This is a genomic window from Actinomadura montaniterrae (assembly GCF_008923365.1).
GTDB lineage: Bacteria > Actinomycetota > Actinomycetes > Streptosporangiales > Streptosporangiaceae > Spirillospora > Spirillospora montaniterrae.
The window spans coordinates 40,581-59,915 of the sequence record NZ_WBMR01000036.1 but is presented as its reverse complement, the minus strand read 5'-3'; the positions used below and the strand labels follow the sequence as shown (position 1 = coordinate 59,915).

Below are 19,335 nucleotides of genomic sequence, written 5' to 3'. Positions count from 1 at the left end.
CCCGCCGGAGACGGCCGCCGCACACCGCACGCCGCCCCGCGCCGCCCCGCGCCACACCGCGCCGCCCGGCGCCACACCGCGCGCCGCCCCGGTACGGCGCCGGGGAGGCCGATGACCTGCCGGTTCGCCGCGTCCCGTCAACTCGAAGTTTGATCAGCCCGCGTTGGGCAATCGGAGTCCCCGTGACAGACCTTCGCACGGAGCAGGGCGTCGTCGACACGAAGATCCCCGCGCGGCTGGACCGGCTGCCGTGGGCCCGCTGGCACTGGATGATCGTCATCGGGCTCGGCACCGTGTGGATCCTGGACGGCCTCGAGGTCACCATCGTCGGCAACCTCGCCCCGCAGCTGGCGAAGCCGGGCAGCGGCGTCGCCATCACCGCCGGGCAGGTGTCGGGGTTCGGCGCCGCGATCTACGTGACCGGCGCGTGCCTCGGCGCGCTGTTCTTCGGCTGGCTGACCGACCGGTTCGGGCGCAAGAAGCTCTTCATGATCACGCTGGTGGTGTACCTGGCGGGCACCGCGCTGACCGCGCTGTCCTGGACGGCCTGGTGGTTCTTCCTGTGCCGGTTCGTCACCGGGTTCGGCATCGGCGGCGAGTACGCCGCGATCAACTCCGCGATCGACGAGCTGATCCCGAGCAAGCACCGCGGCCGGATCGACATCGTCATCAACGGCAGCTACTGGCTCGGCGCCGCCGCGGGCGCGCTGCTCACCATCCCGATCCTCGGCCAGTTCGCGGTGGACGTCGGCTGGCGGCTGGCGTTCGCGCTCGGGGTCGTGCTCGGGCTGGTGGTGCTGCTCGTCCGGCGGCACGTCCCGGAGAGCCCGCGCTGGCTGATCATCCACGGGCGGACGCGGGAGGCGGAGCGGCTCGTCGGCGAGGCCGAGGAGACGGTCCGCGACGAGACCGGCGACCGGCTGCCCGAGCCCGGCCGGTCGATCCGCATCCACCAGCGCAGGAGCCTCGGCTTCGGGCTCATCGCGAAGACGCTGTGCCGGCGGTACCCGAAGCGCGCGATCCTCGGGTTCGCGCTGTTCATCGGGCAGGCGTTCCTCTACAACGCGATCACCTTCGGGTTCGCCGACATCCTGAACACGTTCTTCCACATCGACACGGACACCGGCTACTACTACGCGGTCATCGCGGCCGGGAACTTCCTCGGCCCACTCCTGCTGGCGCCGCTGTTCGACAGCTGGGGCCGCAAGCCGATGATCAGCGGCACGTACGTCCTGTCCGGCGTCCTGCTGCTCGCCACCGCGTACCTGTTCGACCAGGACCACCTGACCGCGACGACGCTGACGGCGTGCTGGTGCGTGGTGCTGTTCTTCGCGTCCGCCGGGGCCAGCTCCGCGTACCTGACGGTCAGCGAGGTGTTCCCGATGGAGACGCGCGCGCTGGCCATCGCGTTCTTCTACGCGATCGGCACGGCGGCGGGCGGGATCTCCGGGCCGCTGCTGTTCTCCAAGCTCGTCGGGACGGGCGTGCCCCGCGACACCGCGATCGCGTTCGTCGTCGGCGCCGTCCTGATGATCGCGGCCGGGCTGGTGGAGGCGGTCCTCGGCGTCAAGGCCGAGCGCAAGGGCCTGGAGGACATCGCGAAGCCCCTCACCGCCCGGTAGCCGGAGGCCTGTCACCGCCCGGCGGCCGGGGCCCGCGAAAAAAGATCCGGCGGGCATGTAGAGAACGCGGCGCGGGCACCGACCAACGGGTGAGAGGCGCCGCCCGGGCGCCGCGCAGCGAGGGAGACGACCCCATGAGCAAGGTCACCTGCGACATCGGCATCTCGGTCGACGGCTACGTCGCCGGCCCGAACCAGAGCCTCGAGAACCCCCTCGGCGAGGGCGCCGAGCACCGCCTGCACCGCTGGATGTTCGAGGAGCCCGAGGCCCACGCCGCCGAGCTGGAGGCGATCACCGCCGCGGGCGCCTTCATCATGGGCCGCAACATGTTCGGCCCGGACCGCGGCGACTGGGACCTCGACTGGACCGGCTGGTGGGGCGAGGAGCCCCCGTACCACGCGCCGGTGTTCGTCCTCGCCCACCACCCGCGCGAGCCCGTCCCCATGAAGGGCGGCACGACGTTCCACTTCGTCACCGACGGCATCGAGGCCGCGATGGCGCGGGCGCGCGAGGCGGCCGGGGACGCCGACGTCTCGGTCGCCGGCGGCGCCTCCACCGTGAACCAGTACCTCGCCGCCGGGCTGATCGACGAGCTGCGCCTGCACATCGCCCCCGTCGTCCTCGGCGCCGGCGAGCGGCTGTTCGTCGGCGTCGGCACCCCCGACCTGACCCCCGTCAGCACGCGGCAGACCGGCCTGGTCACCCACGTCACCTACCACTTCCCCCGCTGACCCTGGGGGCAGCGGGGGTCAGCGGCGGAGGGCGGCCAGCTCGGCGGCGAAGCCCTGGATGAGGGCGGCGAGGCCGGCCTCGAAGGCCAGGTCGCGGTGGCCGGGCGGGGCGTTCAGCATCGGCTCCAGGCCGGGCGGGACGTCGTCGCCGGGGAGCGGGCCGTCCGGCGGGTCGTCGAGGACGAGCACCGAGCCGAGGAGGAAGTATTCGACGGCGTGTACCAGCGGCAGCAGCCGGTCCTCGGGCCAGCCGGCCCGGCGCAGGACGGTGAACGCGTCCGCGTAGGCGCGCAGCGCGGCCCGCGATCGGACGGGCCGCGCCGCCAGCAGCGGGACGGCGTTCGGATGCGCGGCGAAGGCGGCGCGGTAGGAGCGGGCCCAGCCGTCCACGGCCGCGGTCCACGGCGTGATGGACGGGTCGAGCGCCATCTCGCCGACGATCAGCTCGCGGATGCCGTCGACGACCTCGTCCCGGCCGGAGATGTGGTTGTAGAGCGACGGGCCCTTGACGCCCAGCGCCGCGGCGACGCGGTTGACCGACAGCGCGGCGGCGCCGTGCTCGTCGACCAGGTCGAGGGCGGCCCGCATGATCGCCTCACGGGTCACCAGCCTGCGCGGCGGCCTGCCCATGCGTCCCTCCCCGGCGTCCCGCCCCTCGACGGCGGACGGCGGCCAGTGTAGTGTCCCCTCACACTAAAACTACGACTTCTAGTTTTATGGAGGGGTGCCGTGGAGTACGCCGAGTACCGCGCCCGCGACGCGGTCGGCCTGGCCGCGCTCGTCACCGCCGGCGAGACCACCCCGGCCGAACTCCTGGACGCCGCCATCGCGCGCGCCGAGGCCGTCAACGCCACGATCAACGCGATCGTCCGGCCGATGCACGACCTCGCGCGGGCCCGCGCCGCCGGGCCGCTGACCGGGCCGTTCGCCGGCGTCCCGTTCCTCCTCAAGGACCTGTCGCAGGACTACGCCGGGCTGCCCACCGGCAGCGGCAACCGGGCGCTGCGCGACGTCCCCGCCGCCGAGCACGCCGAGGTCGTCCGCCGCTGGCTGGACGCGGGGCTCGTCGTCTTCGGCAAGACCAACACCCCCGAGTTCGGCGCGAAGGGGATCACCGAGCCCGAGGTGAACGGCCCGACCCGCAACCCGTGGGACCTCGCCCGCACGCCCGGCGGCTCGTCCGGCGGGTCCGCCGCCGCGGTCGCCGCCGGGATCGTCCCGGTCGCGGGCGCCAACGACGGCGGCGGCTCGATCCGCATCCCGGCGGCCTGCTGCGGGCTGTTCGGCCTCAAGCCCGGCCGCGGTCTCGTCCCCGCCGGGCCGTCGTACGCCGAGCACCTGCACGGCGCGGCCGTCGACGGCGTCGTCTCCCGGTCCGTCCGCGACAGCGCCGCGATGCTCGACGTGCTCACCGCGTCCCCCGACCCCGGCGGCCCCTACCTGCCCGCCAAGCCCGCCCTCCCCTACGCCGAGCTGGCGCGGCGCGCGCCCGAGCGGCTGCGCATCGGCTTCGCCACCGACTCCCCGCTCGGCACCGACGTCGACCCGCAGGCCGTCGCCGCCGTCGAGGACGCCGCCAAGCTGCTGGAAGGCCTCGGCCACGACGTCGAGCCCGCGCAGACCGGCATCGACGAGCGGCGCCTCGCGTTCGACTTCCTCGCGATGTGGTCGACGCAGCTCGCGTACACCGTCGACGAGATCCGCCGCGCGACCGGCGCGTCCCGCAAGGCGTTCGAGCTGGACACCCACCTCGTCGCGGCGGCCGGACGCGTCCAGTCCGCGCCCGCCTACTTCGCCGCCCACGAGCGCTGGAACACCTACAACCGGCAGCTCGCCGCGTTCCACTCCCGCTACGACCTGCTGCTCACGCCCGCGTTGGCGAGGCCGCCGGTCCGCATCGGCGAGCTCGACACGCCCGCCCCGCTGCGCGCCATCGGCCGGGCCGCGCTCGCGCTCGGCCTCGCGGGGCCGCTGACGAGGACGAAGCAGTGGCGGGACGCCGTCATCGCCAACCTCGCGCCCGTCCCGTACACGCAGCTCGCCAACATCACCGGGCGTCCGGCGATGAGCGTCCCGACCTACCGGACGCCCGGCGGCCTGCCGCTCGGCGTCCAGTTCGTCGGCCCCCTCGGCGGCGAGGGCACGCTGCTCGCGCTGGCCGCCCAGCTGGAGGCCGAGCGCCCCTGGTCCCACCTGGAACCCTCGCTCTGACCGGCACCGCGCCGTCCCGCGGCGCGAGCCGCCGGGTCAGGCGGACTCGTCGACGAGGTGGGCGTTCCAGACGGACGCGGCGCGCTCGTGGGAGTCGACGCCGGCGAAGAAGTGGTCCGCCAGCGACGCGTAGTCCGGCTCGCCGTCGCCCGCGACCTCGATGAACTTGGGCCGGTAGACCGCGAACCCCTCCGGCGACGACTCCGGACGGTACGGGACCGCCATCCGCAGCGACCGCCGGGACGGGAGGTACTCGACCGCGTCCACGACCAGCGCGTCGACCCGTCCCCGGTCGAGGTGCAGGTAGGCGTCGGTGACCAGCACCGCCCGGACCCAGCCGTCCCGCCCCCGCGCCAGGGCCTCCTGCCCGGCGCGCGCGGCCTCGCCCACGTCGTCGAACGCGAGCCGTTCGAGGCCCAGCGCGCCGTCCTCGCCCACGTGGGCGAGGATCGGGATGAGCACCGCCCCGCCGGAGACGCTCCAGACGCCGTGCGCCGCGTGGAAACCGGCCGTCCTGGCGAGCTCGTCCATGGCGCGCGAGCCTACCGAACGATCGCCGCGCGGGCCGCGCCGTTCAGGCGAGCAGGCCGCGCCGTTCAGGCGAGCAGGTGGCCGCAGAGGAACTCCGCGATCTCCTCGTAGGCGCGCAGCTCGTTCTCGCGGCGGGTGAACCCGTGGCCCTCGTCCTCGAAGACCTCGTACCGGACGTCCACGCCGCGGCGCCGCAGCCGCTCGACGAGCCGGTCCGACTCCGCGCGGGGAACGCGCGGGTCCCGCGCGCCCTGCAGGACGAACAGCGGCGCGGTGATGGTGTCGGCGTAGGTGATCGGCGAGCGCTGCGTCAGGTACCCGGCGTCGGTGTCGGGGTCGCCGAGGACCGCCGCGACGAAGTGCTTCCAGGTCGGCGGGCAGGACCGGGCGAGCGCGACGAGGTTCGCGGGCCCGCACATCGACACCCCGGCCGCCCACCGGTAGGGCAGCCTCGCCAGGCACGACAGCGCGGCGAACCCGCCGTAGGAGCCGCCCATCACGGCGATGCGCGCGGCGTCGGCTCCGGGCGCCGACCGCAGATGGCAGACCGCGTGGTCGAGGTCGTCCAGGTCGAAACCGCCCCAGTTGCGGTGGATGAGCTTCTGGTGCCGGGCGCCGTACCCGGTGGACCCGGCGACGTTCGGCGCGAAGACCGCTATGCCCCGGGCGAGCAGGTATTGGTACAGGCCGGAACGCATGTACTCCGGCCGTTCCTGCGCCTCCGGGCCGCCGTGGATCGACAGCAGGACCGGGTGCGGGCCCGGCGTGTGCGGCCGGTAGTACAGCGCGTGGACGTACCGTCCCGCCGACGAGGGGTAGACGACCGGCTCGGGCTCGACCGGCTCGACGGGCTCGACCGGCTCGACGGGCTCGACCGGCTCGACCGGCTCGACGGTGGAGGCGCTGGACGCGGTGAACGCGCGGGGCCGGGCGTCGGTGAGGTAGCGGACGCCGCCGGCCGGGTCCAGGACGGCGATCTCGGCGGGACGGGTCGCGGTGTCGAGCAGGACGACGAGCGGCTCGGCCTCCGGCGCGACCGCCAGCGCCGACACGACGCCCGGCGGGACGGCGGGCAGCGGCAGCGGCCGGCCGCCGTGCCGCGCGAACAGCGTGGAGCATCCGTCCTGGTTGACCGACCAGACGAGGGTGTCGCCCGCGACCTCGATGAACTCGACGTCCCAGTCGTGCTGCGCGACCGGTTCGAGGCTCCCGGCGGCCAGCCGGTAGAACGCCCCGGCGACGAACTCCCCCCACAGGTCGGTGCGCAGGTAGAAGCCCGAGGAGTCGGCCGCCCAGGGGCCCGGCTCGAACAGCCCGTCGCCGTGGTCGGCGGTGACGCACACCGGCGCGGCGGAGGGGTCCCGCAGGTCGGCCAGGTACGCGGCGACCTGCGTGTGGGACCTGAACCCGCCGGTCAGCAGCCACCGCCCGTCCGGGGAGATCCCGACCGGCCGGAAGACGACGCCCGGCGGCGGCTCGAACCGCCGCTCGGCGTCCTCGGCGAGGTCGCGGACGAGCACGTCCTGGACGGTCGCGTCGCGGTCGTTCGCCGCGTAGACCAGGCGGCGGCCCTCGGCGTCGAACGGCGCGGCCGGCAGCACGCGCTGGCAGTGCGGGCCCGCGCCGATCTCGGCGGGCGGGCCGGCGGGACCGCCGCCGCCGTCGAGGTCGACGCGGTACAGCCGGTACTGCTCGTCGCCGTCGCGGTCGGCGGTGAACACGAGGCTCTTGCCGTGCGGGGCCCAGGCGATCCGCCGGACGGCCCCGTCCGGCAGCCGGGTGAGCCGCCGGGGCGCGCCGCCCGCGACCGGGACCGTCCACAGGTCGAACCGGCCGGCGGCGTTGCTCGAGTAGGCCACGGTGCCCGCGTCGGGAGACAGCGCCAGGGTCGGCTGGAAGCCTTGTCGCGGGACGAAGTCGCGGTAGCCGGGCATGGAGCCCTCCAGGGTCGGCTGGATTACCTGATCCGCAGCGGGGAGGCGGGCGGGGCCGGGCCGCCGGGCGCCGCACGGGCCCCAGCGTCCACCCGATCACCTCCAGGCACAGAGAGTAGCGAGCGGACGCGTTAGCGTTACATGACCGGCCGGGTGAGGTTTTTCGGCCGCGCCCGCCTGCGTCATCGAGCCGACCGGGTCGGTCGGCGGACGGTGACGCGGACGGTTCCGTAGGCGAAGTGCCCGTTTCCGTCCGTCTGGACGGCGACGATGAGGGCCGGGCCGGGGCGCAGCGGCTCGCCGAACGGGTCGTCGCGGCCGTCGGGGCGGCGGGTCCCGCCCACGCTGCCGTGGGACACCCCGCCGGCCTGCACGGCGACGTACGCCGGGGGACTGCTGATAGCCGCGCGCATCAAGGGCCGCGCGCCGACCTTGGCGCGTGCCTCGGGTTCGAGGATGCGGACGGTCGCGGCGGGCACGGGATCGATCCGCCCGTCGGCGGCACCGTCGGCCAGGGAGTGGACGACGACGGCCCCGGCGGGCCGCAGCGTCCGCTTCTCGACGAGCAGGTACAGGAACTCGCTGGGAGTGCCGCGTCCTTGGGTGATCTCGTCGATGAGCGTCCATCGCGCGGGGGCGCGCGGGGCCGGGGCGATGCGGGGCAGCTCCGGCCGCAGGCGCTGCGGCGTCCCGTACCGCCGCTGCGCCTCCGGTGTGAGCAGCCGCCATGCATCCTGGACGTGGCGATGCGCCGCCGCGTCCTGCCAGCCGCGGAGCACGGCCTCGATCCCGCCGGTGTCCGGCGGCGGCTTGCAGCCGCAGATGTGCGGCCGGGCGGGCTCGTCCAGGACGGCCACCACGGTCACCACCGCCGCCGCGACGACGGCCAGGGCCGCGGCGATCACCCACGCGAGCCTGCCTCGCCGGATCCGTGCCCTCATCCCGGTATCCCCCAAATGCTCGCGGACGCCGAGTTGAGACGGCCCGGCTCGCGCGGGGGTTCCGGTGTGCCCGGGCCGTCAGCCGGGAGTCCGGCGCGCCCGGGCCGTCAGTCGGAGGTCTGGTGCGCGCCGCCCGTCAGTCGGAGGTCCGGTGTGCCCGGGCCGTCTCGCGGACGACCGCCCAGGCGTCCGCCACGGGCCCCACATGCCCGAGCTTGTCCGGGTTGAGCACCGTGCGGATCGTCTGGATCCGCCCGTCGAGGATGTCCAGCGACCACGTGTTGACGACCCGGCCGTCCCGGTCGCGGAAGACCGCGCCCGGCTGGCCGTTCACCTCGCACGGCTCCACCACGCCGCCGATCTCCAGGAACGGCCGCACGAGCGTGGACAGCGCGCGCGCCACCTTCCCCGCCCCGGCGACGCCCTCGCCCCAGCGCGGCGCCTTCCCGCCGCTGTCGCTGACCAGCTGCACGTCGGCGGCGAGCAGCTCCCGCAGACCGTCGACGTCCCCTTCGGTGAACGCGTCGAAGAAGCGGCCCGCGAGTTCCTCGCGCTCGCGGCGGTCCGCCTCGAACCGGGGGCGTCCCGCGTCCATGTGCCGGCGCGCGCGCACGGCGAGCTGACGGCACGCCGCCTCCGACCTACCCACCGCCGACGCGACGTCCGGGAACCCGAATCCGAACACCTCCCGTAGCACGAACACCGCCCGCTCCAGCGGGCTGAGCCGCTCCAGCAGCAGCAGCGCCGCCATCGAGAGCGAGTCGGCCAGCTCCGCCGACCGCGCCGGGTCCTCGTAGGGATCGGCCAGCAGCGGCTCGGGGAACCACAACCCCACGTACTGCTCCCGCCGGACGCGGGCCGACCGCAGCACGTCGATCGAGATCCGCGTCACCACGGCCGACAGGTACGCCTTCGCCGACGCGGGCCGCGCCGCGGCCCCCTCGTACCGCAGCCACGTCTCCTGCACCGCGTCCTCGGCCTCGCTCACGCTGCCCAGGATCCGGTACGCGATCGAGAACAGCAGCGGCCGCAGCTCCTGGAACTCCTCGGCCCTGCTCACGCCAGCTCTTCCTCGAACCCCTGCCGCCACGACGGGTGCCGCAACTCCCAGCCGAGCTCCCGCTTGGCCTTGGCGTTGGAGAAGCCCCGCCCCTCCGTCATCATGATGACGGCCTGGTCCCCCGCGAGCAGCCGGGCCAGCCACACCGGCACCCGGATCGGCCGCTTCGCCCCCGCGCACGCCGCCAGGTGCGGCAGCCACTCGCTCGCCGGGGCCGGCTCGTCGTCCACGATGTTGAACACGCCCCGCGCCTTCCGCTCCACCGCCAGGACGGTCGCGCTCGCCGCGTCGTCGAGATGGATCCACGAGCTGTACCCGGTGCCGCGCCCGACCAGCGGGTACTGCCGCTTGCGGACCAGCTCCACCTGGTCGTCGATCGCGCCCGGCCCGTAGAACGCGCCGTACCGCAGCACCGCGCCGCCCGCCTTGAGGACGGCCTCCTCGACATGCCGCATCGCTTCCATCCCGGCCTGCGCCGCGGTCCCCTCGAGGAGGTCGAGCGGGTCGTCCTCGGTCTTGACCCGGCCGCCCTCGCGGATCCCGTTCCAGCTCGCGTAGCCCTGCGCGACGACGTGCGGCACGCCGGTCGCCTCGGCGGCGGCCAGCAGGTGGTCCGTCCCCTCGGTGCGCAGCCGGTTGGTGATCGCGAACCAGCGGTCCGGGTGCTTGATGTCGGGCTTGCCGGCGTGCGTCACCGAGATCGCCGTCATCTGGTGGACGACCGCGTCCGGGCGGGCCGCCGCGACCGCCTCGCCGACGGACGCCGCGTCCAGCCCGTCCATCACGACGGCCTCGGCGCCGAGCCGCTCCAGCGCGTCGAGCTTGGCGGCGCTCGTCGTCGTCGCCGTCACCTGGTGGCCCCGGGCCACGAGCTGCGGCACCAGCCGCCGTCCGAGGACACCGCTCCCACCTGCCACGAAAACCCGCATGCCCCTCACCTTCCCGTTTCCGGTCCCTCTTTTCGGACCCGAGACGAGACGGCCCCCTCCGCCTGTGACACGTCCGCCCTGCGAGCGCCGTCACACCGGCGGCTCCGCGCAGGCCGTCGCACGGTGGCTCCGCGCGCTGGTCGACCTCCAGCGGAACCCCCGTTGACCTGCGGTTTCGGCGACACCCGCTCGGTTTGGCCGGCGAGGCCGCCGGGGAGCCCGGCAATTATGAACAAAACCACCATTTCCACCGCATTCGGGGCCGCGTTCCTGGCGGCCGGCGCCCTGCTCCCCGCAGGCGCCGCCCACGCGACGACGAGCCCGGCCTCGACGGCGAGCCCGTCCGGGAAGGCCACGACCGTCACCGTGACCGAGAAGGAGTACACGCTGACGCCGTCCACGACCACCTTCAAGCCGGGCGCGTACACCTTCGTCGCCAAGAACGCGGGCACGATGGTGCACGGGCTGGCCATCTCCGGGCCGGGCATCAGCGGCACGAAGCAGATCTCCGGCATCAAGCCGGGCGCCAGCGGGAACCTGAAGGTCACCCTCAAAGCCGGCACCTACCAGATGTGGTGTCCCGTCGACAACCACAAGAACCTAGGCATGAAGACGCAGCTCACCGTAGGCGGAGCCGGAGGCGGCGGCGCGCCCGCGAGCCCGTCGCCGACCGGCACCGGCAGCAAGGCGCCGGCGTCACCGGCGCCCACCACGAGCAACCCCGGCGGCTACTGACACCCCCCACCACACACGTCGGCGGACAGCGCCGTCCGCCGGCACCGGGCTTGACGGGGAACCGAGGCCGCCACGACCGCCCACCCCGCCAAGCCCCCTTTCACGTCCGGGGACGCAACCCGTCGAGGATGAGGCCGGCGATGTGCGCCGAGCGCTCGCGGCTCGCCTCCGCGCCCGCGTGGCGGATCGCCGCGAAGGCCCCCGCGACCAGCGCCATCACCTCGCCCACACCGGCATCCCGCCGCTCCTGACGGTGCCGTAGATGTACGGCGTACACTTACCTGTGGACACCGACGCCGCGCAGGAAGGTCCGCCGCGATGCTGCTCGTCGAGCTCATGGTTCCGAAGGGCGCGTTCACTCCCGAGGAGCGCCGGACGCTGGCCGGACGCCTCACCGCGGACCGCCTCCTGGCCGGCTCCGGCGGGGAGCACCACGCCGACCCGGGCGTCCTGGCCTGGTTCTCCTCGCTCACCGACGTGATCGTCCACGAACCGGACGTCTGGCTCACCGGCGGCCGCGACCTGCCGTGCCTCGTCCGGATCCACGCCGGCGCCTGGGCCAGGGAGATGAGCGAGCACCTCGTCGCCCGCTTCTGCTGCACCCACTGCCGCGGGAGTTTCGTCAAGCGCCACCGCCTGAACGCGACGTCCTGACGCTCCTCTCGGCGCGACCGTCCGTCGCCGGGCTCCCTCAAGCGTTCGCCATCGCCGCCTCGCCGTGCGAGAAAGGCCAGGTCAGCGTCTGGGCAAGTCAGTTCGGCCCCGTTCTGTCCGGGTACGGGCGGAACCGGAAAGGAAGGCGCCGGCGCGGCCGGCACCGAGCTCTCCGAGGGAAGGACGTCCAGCGATGTCCCGAACGACTCAGCGGAACACCCCGCGCTCGCCGTGGCGGAGCCGCGGCGCACGGCTGGCGGTCCCCGTCGCGGCGATCGCCGCCGCGGCCACCGCGTGCGGCGGCTCGGCCGGTTCCGGCGGCGCCGCCCACCGTCCCGCCGTCCCGGTCGCCGCGTCGTCGTCGCCGAGCACCGCCAACGCGGGCGGAACGATCGCGACCGCGAAGGTCGGCAACCTCGGCCAGGTCCTCGTCGACGGCCAGGGCCGCACGCTGTACGTGTTCGAGAAGGACCAGGGCGGCAAGTCCTCCTGCTCAGGCGCCTGCGCGGCGGTGTGGCCGCCCGTCACCACCACCGGCAAACCGCACGCCGGCTCCGACGCCAAGGCGTCCAAGCTCGGCACCACCACCCGGAGCGACGGGACGACGCAGGTCACCTACGCCGGGCAGCCGCTGTACTACTACGCGCCGGACGGCACCACCAAGGGCAGCGCCAAGGGCGAGGGGCTCAACCAGTTCGGCGCCGGGTGGGACGTGGTGGCCCCGAGCGGCCAGAAGGTCGAGAAGAGTGGCTCCTGACCGGCCGCGCCGGTGGGCCGCCGTCGCGACGGCCGGCCTGCTGGCCTCCGGCTGCGCGTTCGCGACGAACTCGCAGGACCCCGGCCGCCAGCAGGTCACGTCGGCCGCCGTCCCGAAGCTCGGGCGGATCATCGTCGACGACAAGGGCCGCACGCTCTACCTGTTCGCCGCCGACCCGCCGAACCGGTCCACCTGCTTCGGCGCGTGCGCGAGCATCTGGCCCCCGGCCACGACCCAGGGACGGCCCGGGACGTCCGGCGGGACCCAGGCGGCCATGCTGACCACGATCGCCCGCTCCGACGGTCCGCGCCAGCTCGTCTACGCCGGGCATCCGCTGTACTACTACCAGGCCGACACCGGACGCGGCGACGCCCAGGGCCAGGGCATCACGCAGTTCGGCGCCCCCTGGTTCGCCCTCACGCCGCAAGGACGGATCCAGACCACGGGGAGTGCCCATGGCGGCTTCCAGCCCTGACGTCACCGCGACCGGCCACGGCGCCCTGACCCCGGCGCTGCTGCGCTGCCTGGCCGCGCTCCTGCTGTTCGGCGTCGGCGCGGTACACCTGTACGAGTACTTCGCCGACTACTACCGCGTCATCCCGATCATCGGCCCGCTGTTCGCGGCCAACTTCGCCAGCGCGCTGGTGCTGGGCCTCGCCCTGCTCGCACCGCTCGAATCAGTCCCGCTCGTCCGGTCCCTGCCGCTGCTCGGCCGGGCCCCGCACGCCCTCGTCGCGCTCGGCGGGATCGTCTTCCTCCTGGGGACGATCATCGGCCTGATCCTCAGCGAGCAGGGCACGCTGTTCGGCTTCCACGAGTACGGCTACCGGACGACCGTCCGCCTGGCCCTCGCCCTGGAATCCGCCGCCGTCCTGGCCCTGGCCGCCTACCTGGCCCTGGAGACCCGCCGGCCTCACCCGTCGAAGGCCGCCCCTACTTCGCGACGGCCAGGAGGCGGACGGCGAGGCCGGTGAAGACGGTGCCGCTGAAGATGTTCAGACCGCGCGCGACACGGCGGCTCCGCCGCAGCAGCCGGGCGAGCCGGCCGGACAGCAGCCCGACCGTCCCGTCCACCGCGAGGCCGATGAGCACGAGCGTCAGCCCGAGGACGAGGAACTGGACCATCGGGTGCCCGAGCGAGGGGTTCACGAACTGCGGCAGGAACGCGATGTTGAACAGGATGACCTTGGGGTTGAGCAGGTTGGTGATGACGCCCTGCCAGAACGCGCGGAGCCGGCCCGGGCCCGCGGGGGCGGCCTCCTCGCCGGGTTCGCCGCGGTCCCGGAACGACTTCACCGCGAGGTAGAGCAGGTAGGCGGCGCCCGCCCAGCGGAGCACGTGGTAGAGGGTCGGCAGGGTGGTGAACAGCGCCGAAAGGCCGAGCATCGCCGCGATCGCGTGGGTGAGCGCGCCGGTGGCGACGCCCGCGGCGGCCATCACGCCGGTGGCGGGGCCGCCCCGCCCGCCCATGGCCACGATGAACATCATGTCGGGTCCGGGAGTGAGGCAGAGCGCGAGCGCGGCGACAAGAAAAGCCACATAGAGGGATGTGTCCAGCATCCCTGAATCATGGAACGCCGGCCCGCCCCGGCGCGACCCCTTTGAAACCTCGATCAAACGTTCGAAAACTCAGCACGGCCCCGGCGCCGCGTCCTAGGCTCGACAACGTGACCTCCTCCGAGAGCACCGAGCCATGCCGGGGTTTCTGGGCCGACACCGCCCGCATCCGGGCCGGCTACCTGGCCGAGGTGCCGCCCCAGACCCTGGTGCTGAAGCTCGCCGAAGAGGTCGGCGAGGTCGCCGAGGCCTATATCGGGATGACCGGCGGCAACCCGCGCAAAGGCGTCCACAAGACCGAGACCGACGTCCTGGACGAGCTCGCCGACGTCATGCTGGCCACCGCCATTCCCATGGTCGACATGGCGGGCGGCGCCGCGCAGGCCGAAGCGCATCTGGCGAGGCGGCTCGGGGTCGTTTCCGCACGGAGCGTCGCCGCCCCGCCTGCGGAAGGCGATGGCGCCGGCGGATGGTACGGGTCCTTCGTCGCGCCCCATGTGCTGTTGCGGCGCGAGGACGGCCGGGTCCTGATGCTGCGCCGCTACAAGACGGGGTACGCCGACGGGTGGCTCTGCCCGCCCGCCGGACGGATCGAGCCGGGCGAGGACGTGGTGGCGGCGGCGATCCGCGAGGCCGGGGAGGAGACCGGCGTCCGGCTGCACCGGGCGGACGCCCGTTTCGTCCATGTCATGCACCGCACCGCCGCGACGCTGCCGGGGCCGTGCCATGCGGTCAGCGACTTCTGGTTCCGCTTCGACCGGTGGGAGGGCGAACCGCGCGTCGCCGAGCCGGACAAGGCGTCGGAGGCGTTGTGGGTTGATCCGGGCCGGCCGCCTCATGACGTGATTCCCCACTGCGCGCTGGCGCTTGCCTCGATCGGGCGCGGTGAGGTGTTCGGGGTCCACGGATGGGCCTGACGCGGCGTCCTTCGCCTAGGCGATCTGGACGCGGTCGCTTTCGTCGTCGGAGAGGAAGGACGCGAGCGACCGTCCTTCCTCGGTGATGTCGGCGCGGTCGGCTCGGGAGAGGCGGCGCAGCGGGGTGACGGCCACGGTGCCGGCGTCGACGGTCCAGGTCGCGGCGACCCGGCCGTCGACCAGCACCATCCGGGCGCCCGTGACGGACAGGCCGCGGTGCGCGTCGTCGATGATCCGGCCACGGTGCTGGTAGCCGAGGATCGCGTTGTCGAACGCCGGCAGGAACCGAACCGGGGCGGGCGTGCCGGGGTCGGGACGCGGCGCGTCGGGGAGGTCCAGCAGCTCGCGGCCCCGCTCGTCGCGGAAGGAGACCAGCTCCTCGCGCATCGCGGCGATCGCGGCGGGCAGTCCCGCGAGGCCGCACCAGGCGCGCAGGTCGGCGGAGGTGGCGGGGCCGAACGCGGCCAGGTAGCGCCGGACCAGCGCCCGGCCGACCGGGTCCGAGCCGACCGGGTCCGAGCCGACCGGGGACGGCGGGTCGATGTCGCGGCCGAGCCAGATCGACAACGGGACGTTCCGCACGCCCGCTCGCGCCCGCCACAGCCCGCGAGGCGGGATCTGCACCATCGGGACGAGGGCGGCGACGAGCATCTCGCCGAGGGCCCGCGGCCCCGGCGCAGGCCAGCGCTCGGCGACCGCCCGCGCCAGCTCCGCCATCGTGCGCGGCTCGCCGTCGGCCGTCACCGCACGTCCCGCCGCCGCGAGCTCGTCGAGATCCACCCCGGCGAGCTCGCGGCGGTAGACCGCGAGAACCCGCTGGCGCAGCATCGGATCGTGGCGGGCCCGCCAGGCGAGGGCGTCTTCGGCGGTGACGAGGTGGACGGTGCGGCGCATGAGGTGCGTCCGCACCACGCGACGCCCGGTCAGCAGGTCCGACAGCGCCGCCGGGTCGAACGCGCGCAGCCGCGACCAGAGCCCGACGAACGGTTCCTGCGGTTCCTGCGCCTGCAATCCGCACAGGTGGGCGACGGCGCCGGCGACCGGCATCCCGGCGCGGTCGAGCAGCGACTGCCGGGCGAGCGTCGCGCGGTTCAGCGTCCGGGTGTCGAGGACGGTCATCCGTGCGCCGCGCGTGCGTCGCCTCGGAAGTTGACGGCCATCTCACGCTCCTTGTAGCGGTTTCGTTGCCCGTCCACCGTCGCAGGGAAAGCGGCCAGGATGTGACCGCTACCGCACGCGACTCCCTAGCGCTCCGGCAGCGTCGCGTGCGGCGGCGTGGGCGCGATGTCGATCATGCTGCTGGTGATCGCCCACCGTTCGTGGTCGCGCCACGCTCCGTCGATGTACAGCAGCTCGGGCGACAGGCCCTCGTGGCGGAAGCCGACGCGCCGGACCAGCTCGAGGGACGCGCGGTTCTCGGGCTGTATCTGGGCTTCGAGCCGGTGAAGCCGCAACTGCTCGAAGGCGTAGCGCACCGCCAGCTCGACTCCTTCGGACATGTAGCCCTGACCGGCGGACGGGGCGAAGGCGGCGTAGGCGATGGACGCCGACTGGAAACGTCCCCGGATGATGCTGTTGATGTTGACCACGCCGGCGACGGCCCCGCTGTCGCGCACGCGGACCAGCAGCGACTCCTCGTCGGGCTTCGCATATCGCGCGAGGTAGGCCCGGAACTGCTCCGGCGTGGACGGCAGGGACACCCACGGCCGGTGCAGGTCCACGCTGGCCCTCACCAGGTCGAGGAACTCGCCCTGGTCGCCGCTGCCGAGGTGGCGCAGCGTCACCCGGCGGCCGGCATCCGTCCGGCCGGCTTCGAAGACATCGATAGCCCCATCATTCACAAGTGCGACGCTACCGGCTTGTTCGGCGGCGCCGGCCGGCCGCCTCCGGCGGGGCCCAGGGGCCGGTAAATGATTGGACGGGACGGCGCTCGGCCTTGTAGCTTGCGACCGGCCGTGACACCGCCCGAGGAGGTGAGACCCATGAACGCTGTATCGACGTGGGTGCTCTCCCTCCCGTCATGGCTGGGCGATTGACGTAGGTGTCGCCGGGAGCGCCTCGCCACCAAGGCACTCCCGAAAGGCAACACCTATGCACTCCCAACGAGCCGCGCACGACGTCACCGACCCGGGACCGGCGGGCTCCGGCGCCGCACCCCTCCCGTTCGACGTGATCATCGCCGGGTGCGGGCCGACCGGCGCGATGCTGGCCGCCGAACTGCGGCTGCACGACGTGCGGGTCCTCGTCCTGGAAAAGGAGACCGAGCCCGCGTCGTTCGTCCGCATCGTCGGCCTGCACATCCGCAGTCTCGAACTGATGGCGATGCGCGGACTGCTGGAGCGCGTTCTCGAACGCGGACGGCGGCGCCCGGCCGCCGGCTTCTTCGCCGCCATCAACAAGCCCGCGCCCAAGGACCTGGATTCCGCGCACGCCTATCTGGTGGGCATTCCGCAGCCGGTCATCGTCCGCCTCCTCGAGGACCATGCGATCCAACTGGGTGCGCAGGTCCGGCACGGTTCCGAAGTGACCGGACTTGACCAGGACGACGAGGGCGTCACCGTCGAACTGGCCGACGGGGAACGGCTGCGGACGCGTTATCTCGTCGGCTGCGACGGCGGGCGCAGCACCGTCCGCAAACTGCTCGGCGTCGGCTTCCCCGGCGAGCCCTCGCGGAACGAAACGCTGATGGGCGAGATGCAAGCGGGCGCGCCGCCGAACGAGATCGCCGCCAGAGTGGCCGAAATCCAGGAGACCGAAAAGCGCTTCTGGCTCAGACCTTTCGGCGAAGGGACGTACAGCGTCGTCGTCCCCGCCGCGGGCGTCAGCGATCGCACGGAAGCGCCCACCCTCGACGATTTCAAACAGCGGTTGCGCGCCGTCGCCGGAACCGATTTCGGCGTGCACTCCCCGCGCTGGATGTCCCGCTTCGGCGATGCCACCCGGCTGGCCGAGCACTACCGGATCGGACGGGTGCTCCTGGCCGGCGACGCCGCGCACATCCACCCGCCCACCGGCGGCCAGGGCCTCAACCTGGGAATTCAGGACGCGTTCAACCTCGGCTGGAAACTGGCCGCACAGGTCCGCGGCTGGGCGCCGGAAACCCTGCTGGACACCTACGAAGCCGAACGCCATCCCGTCGCCGCGGACGTGCTGGACAACACCCGCGCCCAGATGGAGCTGCACTCCCCCGACCCGGGCGCGCGGGCCCTGCGCAGGCTGCTCACCGAACTGATGGACTTCGACGACGTGAACCGCCACCTGATCGAGAAGATCACCGCGATCGGCATCCGCTACGACTTCGGCGAAGGCCCCGACCTGCTCGGCCGCCGCCTGCGCGACCTCGACCTGGAACAGGGCCGTCTCTACGACCTGCTGCATCGCGGCCGCGGCCTGCTGCTGGACCGCACCGAACGCCTGACCGCCGGCGGCTGGTCGGACCGCGTCGATCACGTCGCCGACCCCGCTGCGGCGCTCGACGTCCCCTGCGTCCTGCTACGCCCGGACGGCCACGTCGCCTGGATCGGCGACGATCAGCAGGCCCTGAACGACCACCTCTCCCGCTGGTTCGGCACCCCCACCGCCTGATCCCGTCCGGCAGGTCCGCGGGCCATCAAGACCCGCGGACCTGCCCAGGCACCCGGCCATGCGCTCATGCTCCGGCATTCCCCATGGCAAGCAGTGCCCTATGCGGCAGGACGAGACGGCCGTCCGGACCGATGAACTCTGCACTCAGGAGATCGAAATGCCGCTTGATCTCCGCTCTGGTCTCGGGCGTTTGAGCGGCGACGAGATGCCCAATGAAACCGACACCGGACGCCGCGCCATGCCACCATTCCTCCGCGGAGACGTGATGGTCCCAGGTGATGGTCCGGCACGACGGATCGGAAATCCCGGCGTCCCGCATCAGACCCACAAGCCCCTGTTCGGTGCGCGGGAAATCGTCCTCGGACGCCAGTACCGGCCGATGCCCATCGTGCCGCACACCGGCGGCCTCGATCGCTCGTCCCAGCAGAGCCCGCCCTGCCCCGCCCGGAACCGCCCAGACCGTCACCGCGATCCGGCCGCCCGGCCGGGCCACCCGGCCCAGTTCGGCCAGCGAACACCGTGGCCGGCCCACATGATCCAGCACGAAGTTGGCCGTCACCACGTCGAAGGCGTCATCGGCGAACGGAAGAACGGGCAGCTCAGCGACACCGACCTCAGCCGACGGCACCGCCTTCGCGGTGAGCTGCACCATCCCGGGGTCGGCATCGACAGCGGTGACCCGGGCGCCCCTCGCGCACGCCTCAGCGGCGACGTTCCCCGACCCCGTGCCCACGTCCAGCAGATGGACCCCAGGACCGGCTCCGACGGCGTCCAGCAGATCCCCGATCGGGTACGCGCACACCGCGGCGAAGGATTCCGCATACGCAGCCGCCCGCCCCGACCAGACCGAACGCGCACTCTCCCCCAAGTCACCCACGACAGCTCCAACCCGACTGATCAACCACACTCTCGTCGAGAACAGACGGTAGCCCGCATCCGTGGACGGAAGGCGGTCGACCAATGGTCAGACGGTGAGGTCACCGCACCCACCGAGCCAGGCGTTGGGCTGTCCGCGGTGAGCATGGTGGCAGTGGCGCCCAACCGACCACAGCCAGCACAGAGCGCTCCAGACAACGAGGTGGACTTGGTCGCCGCCGCGAACCCCGCACCCTTCATCTCGAGGGACGCAAGCAGGCCCGCGAGCAGATCCTGAACGCCGCGCTACACGCGT

At 73.4% G+C, this 19,335-nt stretch carries 21 protein-coding genes; 10 read left to right on the top strand and 11 right to left on the bottom strand.

Annotated features, from left to right (window positions below):
* Positions 1-182 precede the first annotated feature (182 nt).
* Positions 183-1,622 carry an MFS transporter gene (locus F9B16_RS15630; RefSeq protein WP_225991656.1) on the top strand — a complete coding sequence of 480 codons (1,440 nt, stop codon included), beginning with the start codon at positions 183-185 and terminating at the stop codon, positions 1,620-1,622.
* 134 nt (positions 1,623-1,756) lie between these two features.
* The gene (locus tag F9B16_RS15625; RefSeq protein WP_151540788.1) at positions 1,757-2,353 is read left to right on the top strand and encodes a dihydrofolate reductase family protein; all 597 of its coding nucleotides are present in this window, start codon (positions 1,757-1,759) and stop codon (positions 2,351-2,353) included.
* Positions 2,354-2,371: 18 nt separating this feature from the next.
* Here the strand turns inward: F9B16_RS15625 and F9B16_RS15620 are convergent, their stop codons facing one another.
* The gene (locus tag F9B16_RS15620; RefSeq protein WP_151540787.1) at positions 2,372-2,983 is read right to left on the bottom strand and encodes a TetR/AcrR family transcriptional regulator; all 612 of its coding nucleotides are present in this window, start codon (positions 2,981-2,983) and stop codon (positions 2,372-2,374) included.
* 99 nt (positions 2,984-3,082) lie between these two features.
* Here F9B16_RS15620 and F9B16_RS15615 point away from each other — a divergent pair, with 99 nt between their 5' ends.
* Complete coding sequence (locus tag F9B16_RS15615; protein WP_151540786.1) at positions 3,083-4,564, top strand: amidase; 1,482 nt, start codon at positions 3,083-3,085, stop codon at positions 4,562-4,564.
* Positions 4,565-4,600: 36 nt separating this feature from the next.
* Here the strand turns inward: F9B16_RS15615 and F9B16_RS15610 are convergent, their stop codons facing one another.
* The 5 genes from F9B16_RS15610 to F9B16_RS15590 form a co-directional block, all read right to left on the bottom strand.
* Positions 4,601-5,095 carry a hypothetical protein gene (locus F9B16_RS15610; protein WP_151540785.1) on the bottom strand — a complete coding sequence of 165 codons (495 nt, stop codon included), beginning with the start codon at positions 5,093-5,095 and terminating at the stop codon, positions 4,601-4,603.
* A 65-nt stretch (positions 5,096-5,160) separates the two neighbouring features.
* Complete coding sequence (locus tag F9B16_RS15605) at positions 5,161-7,029, bottom strand: S9 family peptidase (protein WP_151540784.1); 1,869 nt, start codon at positions 7,027-7,029, stop codon at positions 5,161-5,163.
* Positions 7,030-7,211: 182 nt separating this feature from the next.
* Positions 7,212-7,970 carry a hypothetical protein gene (locus tag F9B16_RS15600; protein ID WP_151540783.1) on the bottom strand — a complete coding sequence of 253 codons (759 nt, stop codon included), beginning with the start codon at positions 7,968-7,970 and terminating at the stop codon, positions 7,212-7,214.
* Between the two features lie 136 nt (positions 7,971-8,106).
* Entirely contained in the window at positions 8,107-9,030 is a 924-nt protein-coding gene (locus F9B16_RS15595; protein ID WP_151540782.1) for an RNA polymerase sigma-70 factor, read from the bottom strand.
* Positions 9,027-9,959 carry an NAD-dependent epimerase/dehydratase family protein gene (locus F9B16_RS15590; RefSeq protein WP_151540781.1) on the bottom strand — a complete coding sequence of 311 codons (933 nt, stop codon included), beginning with the start codon at positions 9,957-9,959 and terminating at the stop codon, positions 9,027-9,029. Before F9B16_RS15590 ends, F9B16_RS15595 begins: the two co-directional genes overlap by 4 nt.
* Before the next feature lie 228 nt (positions 9,960-10,187).
* Between F9B16_RS15590 and F9B16_RS15585 the strand changes: the two genes are divergently transcribed.
* Entirely contained in the window at positions 10,188-10,694 is a 507-nt protein-coding gene (locus F9B16_RS15585; RefSeq protein WP_151540780.1) for a copper-binding protein, read from the top strand.
* 100 nt (positions 10,695-10,794) lie between these two features.
* Here F9B16_RS15585 and F9B16_RS53600 read toward each other — a convergent pair whose 3' ends face one another.
* Entirely contained in the window at positions 10,795-10,923 is a 129-nt protein-coding gene (locus F9B16_RS53600; protein WP_264159709.1) for a hypothetical protein, read from the bottom strand.
* An 89-nt stretch (positions 10,924-11,012) separates the two neighbouring features.
* Between F9B16_RS53600 and F9B16_RS15575 the strand changes: the two genes are divergently transcribed.
* The 4 genes from F9B16_RS15575 to F9B16_RS15560 all read left to right on the top strand — a co-directional run bounded on the left by F9B16_RS15575 (position 11,013) and on the right by F9B16_RS15560 (position 13,079).
* Positions 11,013-11,348: a hypothetical protein gene (locus F9B16_RS15575; RefSeq protein ID WP_151540779.1), complete on the top strand. Its 336-nt coding sequence runs from the start codon at positions 11,013-11,015 to the stop codon at positions 11,346-11,348.
* A 193-nt stretch (positions 11,349-11,541) separates the two neighbouring features.
* Positions 11,542-12,105, top strand: a complete 564-nt coding sequence (locus F9B16_RS50885; RefSeq protein ID WP_192808810.1) for a COG4315 family predicted lipoprotein — start codon at positions 11,542-11,544, stop codon at positions 12,103-12,105.
* The gene (locus F9B16_RS15565; protein WP_225991655.1) at positions 12,095-12,580 is read left to right on the top strand and encodes a COG4315 family predicted lipoprotein; all 486 of its coding nucleotides are present in this window, start codon (positions 12,095-12,097) and stop codon (positions 12,578-12,580) included. The genes F9B16_RS50885 and F9B16_RS15565 overlap by 11 nt, the downstream gene beginning before the upstream one ends.
* Positions 12,561-13,079: a hypothetical protein gene (locus F9B16_RS15560; protein WP_151540778.1), complete on the top strand. Its 519-nt coding sequence runs from the start codon at positions 12,561-12,563 to the stop codon at positions 13,077-13,079. Before F9B16_RS15565 ends, F9B16_RS15560 begins: the two co-directional genes overlap by 20 nt.
* On the opposite strand, the gene F9B16_RS15555 is transcribed toward F9B16_RS15560, so the two are convergent.
* Positions 13,039-13,665: a LysE family translocator gene (locus F9B16_RS15555; RefSeq protein WP_151540777.1), complete on the bottom strand. Its 627-nt coding sequence runs from the start codon at positions 13,663-13,665 to the stop codon at positions 13,039-13,041. The genes F9B16_RS15560 and F9B16_RS15555 overlap by 41 nt on opposite strands.
* 107 nt (positions 13,666-13,772) lie before the next feature.
* Between F9B16_RS15555 and F9B16_RS15550 the strand changes: the two genes are divergently transcribed.
* Positions 13,773-14,579, top strand: a complete 807-nt coding sequence (locus tag F9B16_RS15550; RefSeq protein ID WP_192808809.1) for an NUDIX domain-containing protein — start codon at positions 13,773-13,775, stop codon at positions 14,577-14,579.
* Between the two features lie 15 nt (positions 14,580-14,594).
* Here F9B16_RS15550 and F9B16_RS15545 read toward each other — a convergent pair whose 3' ends face one another.
* Positions 14,595-15,698, bottom strand: coding sequence for a winged helix DNA-binding domain-containing protein (locus F9B16_RS15545; RefSeq protein ID WP_151540775.1), 1,104 nt, complete (start codon positions 15,696-15,698; stop codon positions 14,595-14,597).
* 125 nt (positions 15,699-15,823) lie between these two features.
* On the bottom strand, positions 15,824-16,363 hold the full coding sequence (locus F9B16_RS15540) for a GNAT family N-acetyltransferase (RefSeq protein ID WP_225991654.1): 540 nt from the start codon (positions 16,361-16,363) through the stop codon (positions 15,824-15,826).
* Between the two features lie 307 nt (positions 16,364-16,670).
* On the opposite strand from F9B16_RS15540, the gene rox reads away from it, so the two are divergent.
* The gene (rox, locus tag F9B16_RS15535; RefSeq protein WP_151540773.1) at positions 16,671-18,164 is read left to right on the top strand and encodes a rifampin monooxygenase; all 1,494 of its coding nucleotides are present in this window, start codon (positions 16,671-16,673) and stop codon (positions 18,162-18,164) included.
* A gap of 64 nt (positions 18,165-18,228) precedes the next feature.
* On the opposite strand, the gene F9B16_RS15530 is transcribed toward rox, so the two are convergent.
* Positions 18,229-19,041 (bottom strand): class I SAM-dependent methyltransferase, encoded by an 813-nt coding sequence (locus tag F9B16_RS15530; protein ID WP_151540772.1) that lies wholly within the window; start codon positions 19,039-19,041, stop codon positions 18,229-18,231.
* Between the last annotated feature and the right edge of the window lie 294 nt (positions 19,042-19,335).

Coding starts and splice junctions, on each gene's coding strand:
- rox (WP_151540773.1), top strand. CDS start 16,671: ATGCACTCCCAACGAGCCGCGCACGACGTCACCGACCCGGGACCGGCG.
- F9B16_RS15605 (WP_151540784.1), bottom strand. CDS start 7,029: ATGCCCGGCTACCGCGACTTCGTCCCGCGACAAGGCTTCCAGCCGACC.
- F9B16_RS15575 (WP_151540779.1), top strand. CDS start 11,013: ATGCTGCTCGTCGAGCTCATGGTTCCGAAGGGCGCGTTCACTCCCGAG.
- F9B16_RS15555 (WP_151540777.1), bottom strand. CDS start 13,665: ATGCTGGACACATCCCTCTATGTGGCTTTTCTTGTCGCCGCGCTCGCG.
- F9B16_RS15560 (WP_151540778.1), top strand. CDS start 12,561: ATGGCGGCTTCCAGCCCTGACGTCACCGCGACCGGCCACGGCGCCCTG.
- F9B16_RS15600 (WP_151540783.1), bottom strand. CDS start 7,970: ATGAGGGCACGGATCCGGCGAGGCAGGCTCGCGTGGGTGATCGCCGCG.
- F9B16_RS15585 (WP_151540780.1), top strand. CDS start 10,188: ATGAACAAAACCACCATTTCCACCGCATTCGGGGCCGCGTTCCTGGCG.
- F9B16_RS50885 (WP_192808810.1), top strand. CDS start 11,542: ATGTCCCGAACGACTCAGCGGAACACCCCGCGCTCGCCGTGGCGGAGC.
- F9B16_RS15625 (WP_151540788.1), top strand. CDS start 1,757: ATGAGCAAGGTCACCTGCGACATCGGCATCTCGGTCGACGGCTACGTC.
- F9B16_RS15610 (WP_151540785.1), bottom strand. CDS start 5,095: ATGGACGAGCTCGCCAGGACGGCCGGTTTCCACGCGGCGCACGGCGTC.
- F9B16_RS15590 (WP_151540781.1), bottom strand. CDS start 9,959: ATGCGGGTTTTCGTGGCAGGTGGGAGCGGTGTCCTCGGACGGCGGCTG.
- F9B16_RS15620 (WP_151540787.1), bottom strand. CDS start 2,983: ATGGGCAGGCCGCCGCGCAGGCTGGTGACCCGTGAGGCGATCATGCGG.
- F9B16_RS15545 (WP_151540775.1), bottom strand. CDS start 15,698: ATGACCGTCCTCGACACCCGGACGCTGAACCGCGCGACGCTCGCCCGG.